Genomic DNA, 13,479 nt, shown 5'->3' with positions numbered 1-13,479 from the left:
GCTACTAGTGAAACTTTCGTAAGGTTCCCAAGGTTCCCTGGAATACTGGCGGCTCATAGCGTTCTTTATCCCGGTACCACAAGCCCCTTTGCCTCGCTTTTGCCATATTTCTGCCCGGATTTGCCGCGTTTGGAACAATCCTCTGATCGGTTGCCGCAAGCCGGCCTCTCCGCCGATCAACTTTTATTACAAAGGTCTCATGAAGCCGCCGACGATTATTGCGGCGCAGCATTGTATTGCGATGCAACAGAGCTGGGCCTTTGGTCCTAGCCGCAAGCTACTTTGGTCCCACCGTCAAAGATCCACGGCCCAATATAGCTGGCCATGCCGCAAGAATGAACGGCGGAAATAGAATAGCGTGGCTGGAAAGTATTGAACGAAGGCCAAATTTTACGCTCCAAATTTAGTATTTTTAAACATATCGACATGGCCGGCCCAAGCTTATCGCCACTCCTCCCGCTCCGCACGCGCCATGGCGGCTGCCCGCCGGACGCGAGCACACAGAAAATTTGACTGGCATCAAATTCCGAACACAGACTTATTATCCCATGGCTCGGAATGACGCGCCGTAATGGCACCGACTATCGCAAAACCTAAATGGAGTTCACTCTATGAAGTCAGCGACACGTTCGGCAGGTTCGCCGTTTTCAACTCCCGACCAAGCCGACATGGTTCTCCCGACCGGCGGCTTGGCGAAGCGTACCTTCGATATCACCGCCGCCGCCCTCGCCCTGATCCTCTTCAGCCCGATTTTCCTGATGATCGCGGCGCTGGTGAAATTTACCGACAACGGCCCTGTCTTCTACGGACATCGCCGGATCGGCCATAATGGCCGTACCTTCAAATGCCTCAAGTTCCGCACGATGGCCGTCAACGGCGAAGAGATCCTGCGCGACTATCTCAGGGCCAATCCGCAGGCTGTGGAGGAATGGCGGGCGACCCGCAAGCTCAAGGTCGATCCCCGCGTGACGGTCGTCGGCACCGTGCTGCGCAAGCTCAGCCTCGATGAGCTGCCGCAGCTTATCAACATCCTGCGGGGCGAGATGAGCGTGGTGGGTCCGCGGCCGGTCGTCGATGAGGAGTTGAACCTCTACGACAGCTTTGCCGCCTACTACCTGCGGACGCGCCCGGGCCTTACCGGTCTCTGGCAGATCAGCGGCCGCAACGATGTCTCCTACGAAAGCCGCATCGCTTTCGATACCCACTACGTCCAGAACTGGTCGCTTGTCGGCGACTTTGCAATCATCGTGAAAACGATCCCCGCCGTTTGCCTGGCACGCGGCAGCTACTGATCGTTCGTCTTCTCTTGCCACTGAATCCGAAGCCTGTCGCAATGATGGGTTCGGCCAAATGATGAGCCAAAGCGTGGAGCAATTCCGCGCTGTTTGAAGGAAAAATCCATGCAGATACGAACCGCCTCCGCAAGGAGTTTGCGTGTTTTGTGCTTTCTGGCAGGCGCGGTCCTCGTCGCGCTGGCCGGCAATGCCGCCGCCGAGGAGACCGGCTATCGCCTCGGCGTCATGGACAAGCTGCGCATCCGGGTGGCAGAGTGGCAGCCGGCCGAAGGCACAGTCCGCAATTGGGATGCGGTGAGCGGCGATTATACCGTCGGGCCGACGGGCTCGCTTTCCCTGCCCTTCATCGGCGACCTGCCGGCGGCGGGCAGGACGACGACCGACGTGGCGAAAACCATCGGTGAGGAGCTGCGCAGCAAATTCGCGCTGCGCAACCTGCCCTCCGCCTCCGTCGAGATTGCCGAATTCCGCCCTGTCTTCCTGGCCGGCGACGTGCATACGCCCGGCGAATATCCCTATGCTCCGAACCTGACCGTTCTGAAGGCCGTAAGCCTTGCCGGCGGGCTTCGCCGGTCCGATGCCGGGCAGCGTTTCGCCCGCGATTTCATCAATGCCCGCGGAGATGCCTCCGTCTACGATTCCGAACGCTGGCGGCTCCTGGCCCGCCGCACCCGGCTTCTGGCGGAAGTCTCGGGCGCAACCGAACTCAAAGCTCCGCCGGAACTTCAGAGCGTTCCCAATGCCGACCAGTTGATCGCCAGCGAAGCCTCGCTCATGAAATCGCGGCGGGATCGCTACGAGCTTCAATTGAAGGCGCTGACGGATCTCAGGAGCCTTCTCGAGAGCGAGGTCCAGTCGCTTGCCCAGAAGTCCGAGACCCAGAAGCGTCAGCTTCAGCTCGTCAGCGAGGATCGCGAGAAGATGGCGCGGTTGACCGAACAAGGCCTGGCGACCTCCAGCCGGCGCCTGACCGCCGAGGAACGGGCAGCCGACCTCGAGTCGAACATGCTGGATACGGATACGGCAGCGCTTCGTGCCAAGCAGGATATCAACAAGGCCAACCAGGACGAGATCAACCTGCGCAACGACTGGGAAGCCCAACGCGCCAAGGAATTGCAGGATACCGAGGCCGATCTCGAAAAGCTCGGGCTGCAGCTCGGCACCAGCCGCGAATTGATGTCGGAAGCGCTGGCGCAATCGGCCGAGGCGCTGAAATTCGACCCCACCGGCAAGAGCGCCACCATCAAGTATGTCGTGGTGCGCGACGAGGGCCAGGGGCCGAAGGAGATCACGGTGGACGAAAACGCCCGGCTTCTGCCCGGCGATGTCATCAAGGTCAGCTCCGAGCTCCTGATGCAGTGAGGTTCGCATGAGGATCGCCAAATCTGCGCTGATCGATCCGGCCCGCAACGAGATGTATGGCGTGGCCGCGGTCGCGCTGTCCTTCTTCGTCTTTGCCTATTCGAGCCGGTTCGGCCAGATTTCCGTCCTCGCCTATTACGGCCTCTGGTTCCTGCTGGTCCTCGTCGATTACCGCCGCGTCCTCGGCAATTCCTTCCGGTATCTGTGGGTTTTCGCCTTCGCGCTGTTCTGCTTCCTGTCGGCCTTCTGGTCGCCGGCCTTCGGCATATCGCTGCGCACGGCGATCCAATATCTGACGCACATCGTCTGTGCGCTGGTCGCCATGCGCACGATGAGCGTGCTGACGCTGTCGCGTGGCGCCATCGTCGGCTGCGCCATTGTGCTGATGTATTCGATGCTGTTCGGCACCTATCTCTACGATTCGATCGACGGCACCTACAGCTTTGTCGGCGCGTTCTCCTCGAAGAACCAGCTTGGGCTCTATGCCTCGCTCGGCGTCTTCTTTTCTTATGCGACCGTGATGATCTTCCGGGCGCGCGGCCTCTGGCTCATCGGCTCCGGCCTGATCGGCCTGCTTTCGGCCTATTCGCTCCTGGCATCGCAATCGGCAACCTCCGTCATCACCACGCTCGGCGTGGTCGCTCTTTGCCTCGGCATGCAGGTGATGATGTCGCTGACGCCGCAGACCCGGCGGATATTCTTCGCCGCGGCCTTGGTTCTGGTGGCGGTCGCCGCCGTCGGCGCCCTGCAGTTCGGCGCCATGGATGCCATCCTGGCGATCTTCGGCAAGGATTCGACCCTGACCGGCAGGACCTATCTCTGGCAGCAGGGCATTGCCGCAGCCGGCGACAATCCCTACTTCGGAATAGGCTATCAGGGATATTGGGTGCCGGGCTTCGCCCAAGCGGAGCGCTTGTGGCAGGAATTCTTCATCGCCGGTCGCAGCGGCTTCCATTTCCACAACACCTATATCGAGACCATGGTGGAAACCGGTGTGTTCGGCACGGTTTTCCTCACCCTCATTCTGCTGACGACCCTCTTCGGCCATCTGAGACGCCTGCTCACCACCGGCAAAAACCCGGAAGCGCTTCTCCTCGTCGGCATAGCCAGCCTGCTGCTGGTGCGTTCCTTCGTCGAGATCGACATCATGCACCCCTATCATGTCGGCTCGTTCCTGCTCTATTTCGCCGCCGGCAGGCTGGCGGTCGCACAGTCCTCTCATCGGGCCCGGCGGACCTATTTCGATCAATTCGTTTCCAGCCCCAACGGCGTGCAAGCGGGCTGAATGCTATCGACCCCGCGTATCGGATGACCCCGGCCGCGCGTTGAAGGACATCCAAGATGCAGACGCTCTACTCCATCCAGTATTTGAGAGCATTCGCGGCAATGGCCGTCGTGATCTTTCACGCCGGCGAGCGCACCGGCCTGCATTTCACGATCGGCGCTGCCGGCGTCGACGTCTTCTTCGTGGTCAGCGGTTTCATCATGATGGTCATCAGCGATACCCGGCCGGTCAGCCCCGCCGGCTTCTTCCGCAACCGCCTTCTGCGCATCGCGCCCGCCTACTGGGCCGCGACCCTCGTCATGGTCATCGGGGCGGTCGTGGGCCTCTTTCCGAACCTGAAGCTCGACCTCGCCCATACGCTCGGATCCTTCTTCTTCATGCCCGTAGCCTCGCCGAACAGCGGAAAGCTATGGCCGGTCCTGGTGCAGGGATGGACGCTGAACTACGAAATCTTCTTCTATGCTATATTCGCCCTGATCCTGTTCCTGAAACCCGCTTCGCGGCTTCCGGCGCTCGCCGTCCTGTTCGGCCTGCTTGTCGCCGCCGGAGCAGTGTTGCAGCCGGAAAATCCGGTCATCGGTTTTTACACGGCGCCCGTGATCCTCGAATTCGTCGCTGGGGCGGCGCTTGCGAAACTGTGGCGCGACCGGCGCCTGCCGTCGCCCTTGGCGGGCCTTCTGCTCGTATGTGCGTCGATAGCGGGCTTTGCGGCGATCCATGTGCTGAAGCTTGAATTCGATGCCTGGTCATGCGGGCCGTTGGCGGTGATGCTCGTACTGGGAGCGCTCGCCGTCGAGGCCGGCGGCAAGTTGCCGGATCTTCCCGCGGTCGCCTATCTGGGCGACAGTTCCTACTCCATCTATCTCTGGCACACCTTTGCCATTTCCGTCGTCGTGCAGGTCGGCGCAGTGCTTTCGCTTGCCGCCCCGGCAATCCTTCTCGCAGCCGTCGTTCTCGGCACGCTGGCGGGCGTCGCCGGTTACGAGTGCCTGGAAAGACCCGTGCAATTCCTCCTCAAGGGAAAGAGGTCCGCCCTCTGGCGCTTGCCGATGCGCCGACCGGCAAGATGATCCCACTTAATCGGTTCACGCCTTTGAAGCATTGGTAGCGGCGCCGAAAAATATCACTGTCCGACGCGGTCGGCGACGACGCGCCAGTTCACCAGCCTGTCCAGCACGGCGCGGATATGCTCCGGCTTGCGGTTCTCGTAATCGAGATAATAGGCATGTTCCCAGATGTCGATGCCGAGATAGGCCGGACGCCCGACGGCGATCGGGTTGTTGCCGTCCTCATAGCCGACCAGCGCCAGCTCATTCCGATCGTCGCGCGTGAGCCATACCCAGCCGGTTCCGAACACTTCGTCGGATACCGCAATCGCTCGATCGGTGAAGCCATCGTAGCCGTCGAACGTATCGTCGATCATGGCCGCGAGATCGCCCTCGGGCCGGTTCGGGCCGCCCGGCGTGAACTGTTCCCAATAGGCCACATGGTTCCAGGCCTGGGCGGCGTTGTTGAAGATTTTGGCATCCGCCTCCGAATCCGCGGAAGCCTCGACGATGCCGGCGAGGTCCATATCCGCATAGCGGGTACCGGCCGCAAGCTGGTTCAGCTTGTCGAAATAGGCCTTGTGATGCTTGCCGTAATGCAGCGATACGGTCTTCGCCGATATGGCGGGTGCGAGCGCATCTTCCTTGAAAGGCAAAGCTGGCTGGCTGAGCGGCAGCGCCGCCCGGGCGATGTTGGGTGTGGGGAAAACGGCAGCGGCAGCGGTGAGGGCGCTGGCGGTCAGAACGGCGCGTCGTGTCATATCCATCGGAAAACCTCCTGAAAGCGGGTGATGACACGCGAACCCGGGAAGACTGCAAATGTTTCCTCAAAGAGCCGTTATCGCTTCTCCCATCACTGCCTGGAGGCCAGGCGCTGGTCGAATGGAGAAACCGCCGCACGGATGAAATCCACCAGCTTCTGGGAGGCGAGCGACAGCGGCCGGCCGTTCGGCGTCAGCAGCCAGACATCCATGAAGGTTTCCGGCAGCAGCGCCCGCCGGACAAGCCGCTCCTCGGAATAGTCGAGCCCGACGAACGGCGGCACGATCGAGACGCCGACGCCGTTGGCGACGAAGCTGCAGGCGGTTTCCGAAAGGGGCACTTCGATGCGGTTGCGCTTCTGGACGCCCTTGAGCTGGAAAGCCCGGTCGATCGTCATCAGCGAGCAGTCGTCGCGGAAGAGCGAGATGAAGCTCTCGTTGCGCAGATCGTCGATCTCGATCACCTGCTTTTCGGCAAGCGGATGCCTTGCCGGCAGGATGCAGACCATGGCGAAGCGCATGATCACTTCGGCGCTGACATTCGGATGGTCGAAGGGCAGTACGCTGAGGCCGATATCGATCTGTCCGGCGGACACTAGTTCCCCGATCCGCGGCGAAGTCTTGCTCTGCAGGGTGAAGTGAATGTCCGGCTGTTCGGCGAGGAAGGGGGAAAGCGCGTTGGAGAGATAGAGGGTTGCCAGCGCTGGCGGAGCCGCGATCGTCACCTCGCCCCATTCCCGGTTGCGCACGGCTTCCGCGAGCCGGGCGATCCGCTTGGTGCCGGAGAACATCCGTTCGACCTCGACCGCCATCATCCGCGCCTCCAGCGTCGGCACCAGCCGGCCGCCGCTGCGCGTGAAGAGCTGGAACCCGCAGGCTTCCGAAAAGCTGCGCAAGAGCTTGCTGACGGCCGGCTGGGAAATGCCGAGCCTCTCGCCCGCAAGCGTCACCGATCCGGTTTCGATCGTGGTGTGGAAGGCTTCAAGCTGCCTGATGTTCATGATCGGCCGATCTCCTGCATGCCGCGATATTCGACATGAGTTTTGGTTATAATGACGGGAGAACAAGCTATTTGACAATCATATTGTCAAGGCGCTTTATCATGCAAGCGATGCCGGTTGCAGACCGAAGAAGGGCGATATTCAAGGAAAAGAGCGCCGCTCCCGACGGCAATCCGGCTCCGCAAACAATCATCTGCAGGCCCATTCCGGTCCGGCGGGCGGCTTCTCGTGAGGCCGGCTGGTGCACATCCATGCGAAGGCCGCGGCAGGCGGCCCATCAAAGAAGGGAACGACGACATATGAAGAAAATCATCGGCCTGTCCATTCTGGCTCTGGTGGCAGCCGCGCCCGCCAATGCCGCGGTGCTTTCGGTCTGCATCGAAGGTTCGCCGGAAGTCTTCAACCCGCAACTCACCAGCAACGGCACGACGTCCTATGTCCTCGGCCAGATCTACGACGGCCTGGTTTCCGTCAAAGCCGGATCTTCAGACATCGAGCCGGCGCTTGCCGAGAGCTGGACCGTTTCGGACGACGCCCGCACCTATACGTTCAAGCTGCGCCAAGGCGTCAAGTGGCAGTCGAACGACAAGTTCACGCCGACCCGCGAGTTCAACGCCGATGACGTGATGTTCACCTTCGAGCGGATGATGAAGCCCGAGCATCCCTATGCCAAGGTCAACGGCGGCAACTTCATCACCTTCAACACCAAGCTCGCGGACGCGCTGGAATCGGTGAAGAAGATCGACGACTATACCGTCGCCTTCACCTTGAAGAACCCGCTCGCCCCCTTTATCGGCATCATGGCCCACCAGTCGCTGGCGATCACCTCCGCCGAATATGCCGACGCCCTGTCGAAGGCAGGCACGCCGGAACTCATCGACCGCCAGCCGATCGGCACCGGCCCTTTTGAGCTGCAGGCCTATCAGCAGGATGCAGTCGTCCGCCTCGTGCCCTTCAAGGATACCTGGGGCGCCGCGATCAACAATCCGGCCCGCACGCCGATGCTCGACGGCGTCGTCATGGCGATCAGCGCCGACGCTTCGGTACGCCTGCAGCGCGCCATGGCCGGCGAATGCCAGATCGCGCTTTATCCGAACCTCGCCGATCGCGCGATGATCGAGAAGAGCGAAACCCTCAACCTCGTTCAGACTCCCGTCGCCTCTACCGGCTTCATCACCTTCAACTTCAGGGAAGACAAGTTCAAGGACAAGCGCGTCCGCGAGGCGCTGGCCCACGCGATCAACATCAAGCCGCTGGTCGATCTCGTCTATGACGGCATGGGCACCGTCACCGGCGCGGTCATCCCGCCGTCGCTCTGGGGCTATGACAAGGATGTCGGTGCCTACAGCTATGATCCGGAACTGTCGAAGAAGCTGCTCGCCGAGGCAGGCTTGCCCGATGGTTTCTCGACCCAGCTCTGGGCCGTGCCGGTTTCGCGTCCCTACATGCCGAACGGTCGCCGCGCCGCCGAGATGATCCAGGCCGACTGGGCCAAGATCGGCGTCAAGGCCGAGGTCGTCTCCTACGAATGGGGCGAATACATCACCCGCGCCCGCAACGGCGAAGCCGAGGTCGGCATGTTCGGCGGCATCTACGACTTCCCGGATCCGAGCCAGATCCCCAACAACTACTTCACCTGCGATTCCGCCGGAAAGCCGAGCCCGTCGAACATCGGCGCCTGGTGCGACAAGGAGTTCATCGGCCTGATGAACGAGGCCGGTGCGGTGACCGACCGAGCCAGCCGCATCGAGCTCTACAAAAAGGCGCAGGAGGAATTTCACGCGGAAGTGCCGGCCGTCATCCTCGGCGGTGCCGACACGATCACCGCCGTCGCCAAGAGCGTCAAGGGCTACGTCCCGGCGATCTTCGGCACCAGCCGCCTCTCCGGCGTGACTGTCGAATAAAAGCCGACAAATGCCGGCGGTTTATGCCGCCGGCATTTCCCCGGCCCCGGCCGGATCCAAGTTTGAAGTGCAGGAATGGAATAATGCGTGTCTTGATCATCGGCGCCGGCATCCTGGGCGCCAGCACCGCCTATCATCTCGCCTCTCAAGGCGTCGAAGTGGAAATCGTCGACGAAGCCCATCAGGGCAAGGCGACCATGGCCGGCGCGGGCATCGTCTGCCCCTGGGCCACCAAGGCGGACGAGCCGGACTGGTACAGAATGTACGCGGCCGGCGCGCGCTTCTATGACGGCCTGATCGAAGGGCTGAAGGCGAAAGGCGAAACCGACCTCGGCTACGGCAAGGTCGGTGCGCTGGTCGTCGCCGAGGACCGAGCCGAATTCGACGCCGCCGCCGAACGCGTCGCGCGCCGCGTCAAGGACGCGCCGGAAGCCGGCACTGTCCGCCACCTGACGCCGGCAGAAGCCCGCGCGCTCTTCCCGCCGCTCCGCGAAGATCTCGACGCGATCCACATTCCGGGTGCCGCCCGCGTCGATGCCCGCCTGCTTTCCGCCGCCATGGTGCGCGCCGCCGTCGCCATGGGCGCGAAATTCCGCGGCGACTACGTGACCCTGAAGCTCGACGGCGATAGCGCCCGCTGCCTCGACAGCAACGGCGCTGAGATCGCGGCCGACGAGATCATCGTCACCGCCGGCGCCTGGGCTTCGCAGATTCTCCGCCCGCTCGGCCTCACGCATCCTGTCGTGCCGCAGAAGGGCCAGATCGTCCATCTGCGCCTGCCCGGCGTCGCGACCGCCAAATGGCCGGTCGTTCTGCCGATGAGCAGTCACTACATGCTCGCCTTCGACGATTCCCGCGTGGTGATCGGCGCAACCCGCGAGAACAATTCCGGTTTCGACTACCGCGTCACGGCGGCGGGCGAGCATGAGGTTCTGGGCGCCGGCCTCAATATCGCGCCGGGCCTTGCCAACGCGACGCTGATCGAGACCCGCATCGGCTTCCGCCCGGCCGGCGAGACGATGAACCCGATCCTCGGCCGCGTCCCCGGCATCGTCAATCTGACGCTCGGCAATGGGCTCGGCGCCGGCGGCCTGACCATCGGTCCCTTCGCCGGCGCACAGCTCGCCAGGGTCGTGACCGGCCAGGCGACCGACATCCCGCTCGACCGCTACGCCCCGCAAGGCCGCGCCTGAGCCGCCCTGTCCCTCCAGCTTCACCCCGACCTGCCGCGACGACGCGGCGGGCATCCTTCCCTTTGTCAAAGGAATGCTCAAAATGATCAAACGTCACCGCAAACACCGCATCATGCACGGCGCCGTCGAGCATAACGGCGTGCTCTATCTCGGCGGCCACGCCGCCGGCGACATCTCGGTCGGCATGAAGGAGCAGACGCAGCAGACCTGCGCCAAACTCGACGAAGTGCTCGCCGAATGCGGCTCCGACAAGAAGCACATCCTCTCGGCCCGCATCTATCTCTCCGACATGTCGCGCAAGGAGGAGATGAACGAGGCCTGGCTCGAATGGATCGAGGCCGACGACCTGCCGTCGCGCGCGACGATCGGCGTCGCCGATCTCGGCGATCCCAGGCGGCTGATCGAAATCGTGCTGATCGCCGCCAAGAAGTAAGACGAATGACGGGCGGGCTCAGGCTCGCCCGTCTTGCATTTCAGGACTGGAGGACGGACATGACGGACAAGCCGAACCGGATCGACGATCGTTACGCCACGGCTGAGAAATACACGACGCTGCGCGGCATCTATAAGGACGCGCAGCGCCGGCTTTCGGAGATCGACTGGAATTATCTTTCCTGCGGCACCGGCGACGAGGTGACGCTTCGCGAGAACACCGCCGCCTTCGACGAGATCCGGTTCGAGGTGCCGCTCTTTGCCGGCATCGGCAATCCCGACACGCGCACGAGAGTGCTCGGCTTCGACCTGAGTTTCCCTGCCTTTATAGCGCCCTTCGGCGGCGGCGAGGCCGTCTTCCATCCGGAAGGACATCTGGCGATCGGCCGGGCCGCCGCCTCCGTCGGCATTCAGCAGATGGTGCCGGTCGCGGCCGCCCATTCGCTGGAAGACGTCGCCAAGGCCTCGCCCGTCGCATCCGTCTTCCAGATGACCTTCGTCGGCGACGATGGCGCAGTGCTCGACATGATGGAGCGCGCCAAGGCCGCCGGCTACAAATATATCTGCGTCACCTATTCGCCGATCCGCCAGTGGCGCGAGCGGATGATGGAGGACCGGTTTTCGATCCGCGGCGAAACAGGCCCATCGAACTTCGGCCCCGGCAAATCCGATCCGGCGGCACTCACAGAGCTTCTCGATTTCACGCAGCCGCGCTGGACCTGGGCTCAGGCCGCAAGCGTCATCAGGAAGGCCCCGCTACCCTGCATCGTCAAGGGCGTGTCGAGCGTGCGCGATGCCAGGGCCTCGCTCGATGCCGGCGCCGTCGGCCTCTATGTCTCGAACTATGGCGGCCGCACGATCGACCGCACGCCGTCGGCGCTGGAAACGCTTCCCGCGATCCGTGAAGCCGTAGGCAGGGATGTGCCGATCGTCTTCGATTCCGGCATCCGCCGCGGCAGCGATATCGCCGCCGCCGTCGCGCTCGGCGCGGATGCCGTGGCGCTCGGCCGGATCGTCGCTTACGGGCTTGCGGCCGATGGCGAATACGGCGTCAAGCGGACGCTGGAGCTCTTGCAGCGCGAATTCTGGACGACGCTCGGCCATCTCGGCTGCTCGACCGTCGCCGAACTGTCCGGCGATGTCATTGCCCCAAAGCGCTGAACCTCACGCGATCTGCACGAGATGGCCGGGAGAGATCTCGCGATATTCGCGGGGTTTTACCACGTAGTCGGCGGGACGGATCGGGCTCTTCAGCTCGTCATTGGCGGCCATGCGCTTTTCGCGGCGGCGGTCCGGGTCCGGCACGGGAACCGCGGCCATCAGCTTCTTCGTATAGTCGTGCTGCGGATTGCCGAAGACCGAGGCGCGCGGGCCGATCTCGACGATCTCGCCGAGATACATCACCGCCACGCGGTGGCTGACGCGCTCGACCACCGCCATGTCGTGGGAGATGAACAGGAAGGCGAGGTTCAGGCTCTGCTGCAGGTCGAGCATCAGGTTGATGACCTGCGCCTTGATCGATACGTCGAGCGCCGAGACGCTTTCGTCGGCGACGATCACCTTCGGCTCCAGCGCCAGCGCCCGGGCGATGCAGATGCGCTGCCGCTGGCCGCCGGAGAATTCGTGCGGATAACGCGTCGCCATGTCCGGCGTCAACCCCACTTTGCGCAGCATGTCGGCGACGACCTCCTTCGCTTGCTTCGACGTTCCCATCTTGTGCTCCAGATAGGGTTCGGCGATCGCCTGGCCGACCGTCATGCGCGGGTTCAATGAGGCGAACGGGTCCTGGAAGATCATCTGCACGGATTTGCGCATCTCGCGCATTTCCCGCTTGTCGAGTGAGACCATATCGCGCCCTTCGACGATGACCGAACCGGAATCCGGCTCGATCAGCCGCATGATGGCGCGGCCGGTCGTCGATTTGCCGCAGCCGGATTCTCCGACCAGCGAAAGCGTCTCGCCGGCCTGGAGATCGAAGGAGACGTTCTCGACCGCATGCACCCGGCCGCTCAGGCGCCCGAACAGGCCGGAATGGATATCGAAGCGCTTGGAAAGGTTCTTGACCTCGAGGATCGGCTTGTCCTTCGCGACCGTGTCCGGCACCTCGACCGGCGTGTTGGACTCGCCGGTTGCCGTGTTGACCACCGGAAAGCGCAGGGGCCGCCCGTAGGGCTGCATCGATCCGAGCACCGGCACGGCGGAAAGCAGCGCCCGGGTGTAGGGATGTTTGCCGCGATGGAAGATGTCGGCCGTCGCGCCCGTTTCCACCTGCTCGCCGCGATACATGACCACCGTCCTGTCGGCGATCTCCGCGACCACGCCCATGTCGTGGGTGATGAAGAGGACCGAGGTCCCCTCGTCGTCCTGCAGCATCTTGATGAGATCGAGGATCTGGCCCTGGATCGTCACGTCGAGCGCCGTCGTCGGCTCGTCGGCGATGAGAAGCTTCGGCTTCGAGGCTAAGGCCATGGCGATCATCACGCGCTGGCGCATGCCGCCCGAAAAGCGGTGCGGATATTCGTCGAAGCGCGAGGCGGCGGATGGGATGCGCACCTTTTCGAGCAGCCGGATCGTCTCGGCTTTCGCTTGCGCCGCCGACATGTTCTTATGGCAGAGCAGCGCCTCCGAAATCTGGTCGCCGATGGTGAAGAGCGGATTGAGGCTCGTCATCGGCTCCTGGAAGATCATCGAGACGTCGTTGCCGCGCACCTTGCGCATCTCGTGTTCGGGAAGAGAAAGCAGATCGCGTCCGCCGAGCATGATCCTGCCCTGAATGCGGCTCGTGCCTTCCTGCAGCAGCCGCATGATCGACAGCGACGTGACGCTCTTGCCGGAACCGCTCTCGCCGACGATCGCCACCGTCTCGCCCGGCGCGACCGAGAAGGAAACGTCCCGCACCACCGGCTTCCATTCGCCATCCACATTGAACGAAGTGGTGAGGTGCTCGACGGAGAGAACCGGTTCGAGGGCCTCGATGGTTTTTGTCTGCGACGTGCTCATGATCGTTCCCTTGTTCTGTCGTTGTCCGCAGGGCCGACGCTTATGGAAGGTCGGGCGGTGCGGCATCCTTAACCCTCCCCCTTGTGGGGAGGGTGGCCGGCAGGCGGGAGGGGTCTTTTCTGTTCGAGAAAGATCCCCTCCCCAACCCCTCCCCACAAGGGGGAGGGGCTCCACGCACCGCCTTATATTCTATATGCGCT

General features: G+C 62.9%; 11 protein-coding genes. 8 read left to right on the top strand and 3 right to left on the bottom strand.

Translation table 11 applies throughout. The features are described from left to right. Positions 1 to 611: 611 nt before the first annotated feature. The 4 genes from ACMGE0_RS01085 (at position 612) to ACMGE0_RS01070 (ending at position 5,012) form a co-directional block, all read left to right on the top strand. On the top strand, positions 612 to 1,292 hold the full coding sequence (locus ACMGE0_RS01085) for a sugar transferase (RefSeq protein ID WP_436814014.1): 681 nt from the start codon (positions 612 to 614) through the stop codon (positions 1,290 to 1,292). Positions 1,293 to 1,400: 108 nt separating this feature from the next. Continuing rightward, complete coding sequence (locus tag ACMGE0_RS01080) at positions 1,401 to 2,657, top strand: polysaccharide biosynthesis/export family protein (protein ID WP_436814013.1); 1,257 nt, start codon at positions 1,401 to 1,403, stop codon at positions 2,655 to 2,657. Between the two features lie 7 nt (positions 2,658 to 2,664). Then, positions 2,665 to 3,942: an O-antigen ligase family protein gene (locus tag ACMGE0_RS01075; RefSeq protein WP_436814012.1), complete on the top strand. Its 1,278-nt coding sequence runs from the start codon at positions 2,665 to 2,667 to the stop codon at positions 3,940 to 3,942. Positions 3,943 to 3,998: 56 nt separating this feature from the next. After that, entirely contained in the window at positions 3,999 to 5,012 is a 1,014-nt protein-coding gene (locus tag ACMGE0_RS01070) for an acyltransferase family protein (protein ID WP_436814011.1), read from the top strand. Between the two features lie 53 nt (positions 5,013 to 5,065). On the opposite strand, the gene ACMGE0_RS01065 is transcribed toward ACMGE0_RS01070, so the two are convergent. Together ACMGE0_RS01065 and ACMGE0_RS01060 are read right to left on the bottom strand one after the other, a co-directional pair. Next, a complete protein-coding gene (locus tag ACMGE0_RS01065) occupies positions 5,066 to 5,755 on the bottom strand; it encodes a superoxide dismutase (RefSeq protein WP_436814010.1) in 690 nt (229 codons plus the stop codon). 86 nt (positions 5,756 to 5,841) lie between these two features. Next, a complete protein-coding gene (locus tag ACMGE0_RS01060; protein ID WP_436814009.1) occupies positions 5,842 to 6,750 on the bottom strand; it encodes a LysR substrate-binding domain-containing protein in 909 nt (302 codons plus the stop codon). Between the two features lie 299 nt (positions 6,751 to 7,049). Here ACMGE0_RS01060 and ACMGE0_RS01055 point away from each other — a divergent pair, with 299 nt between their 5' ends. From ACMGE0_RS01055 to ACMGE0_RS01040, 4 genes are all read left to right on the top strand, one after another. Then, positions 7,050 to 8,654, top strand: coding sequence for an ABC transporter substrate-binding protein (locus ACMGE0_RS01055; protein WP_436814008.1), 1,605 nt, complete (start codon positions 7,050 to 7,052; stop codon positions 8,652 to 8,654). Positions 8,655 to 8,737: 83 nt separating this feature from the next. After that, the gene (locus tag ACMGE0_RS01050; RefSeq protein WP_436814007.1) at positions 8,738 to 9,847 is read left to right on the top strand and encodes an NAD(P)/FAD-dependent oxidoreductase; all 1,110 of its coding nucleotides are present in this window, start codon (positions 8,738 to 8,740) and stop codon (positions 9,845 to 9,847) included. An 82-nt stretch (positions 9,848 to 9,929) separates the two neighbouring features. Beyond that, positions 9,930 to 10,280, top strand: a complete 351-nt coding sequence (locus tag ACMGE0_RS01045) for a RidA family protein (protein ID WP_436814006.1) — start codon at positions 9,930 to 9,932, stop codon at positions 10,278 to 10,280. 59 nt (positions 10,281 to 10,339) lie between these two features. Next, entirely contained in the window at positions 10,340 to 11,440 is a 1,101-nt protein-coding gene (locus ACMGE0_RS01040) for an alpha-hydroxy acid oxidase (RefSeq protein WP_436814005.1), read from the top strand. A gap of 3 nt (positions 11,441 to 11,443) precedes the next feature. Here ACMGE0_RS01040 and ACMGE0_RS01035 read toward each other — a convergent pair whose 3' ends face one another. Continuing rightward, positions 11,444 to 13,279, bottom strand: coding sequence for an ABC transporter ATP-binding protein (locus ACMGE0_RS01035; protein ID WP_436814004.1), 1,836 nt, complete (start codon positions 13,277 to 13,279; stop codon positions 11,444 to 11,446). Positions 13,280 to 13,479 lie beyond the last annotated feature (200 nt).

It is taken from the genome of Neorhizobium descurainiae (genome assembly GCF_051400715.1).
Lineage (GTDB): Bacteria > Pseudomonadota > Alphaproteobacteria > Rhizobiales > Rhizobiaceae > Neorhizobium.
Note: the sequence above shows the minus strand (reverse complement) of the source record. Positions and strands in the feature narration are given on the sequence as shown.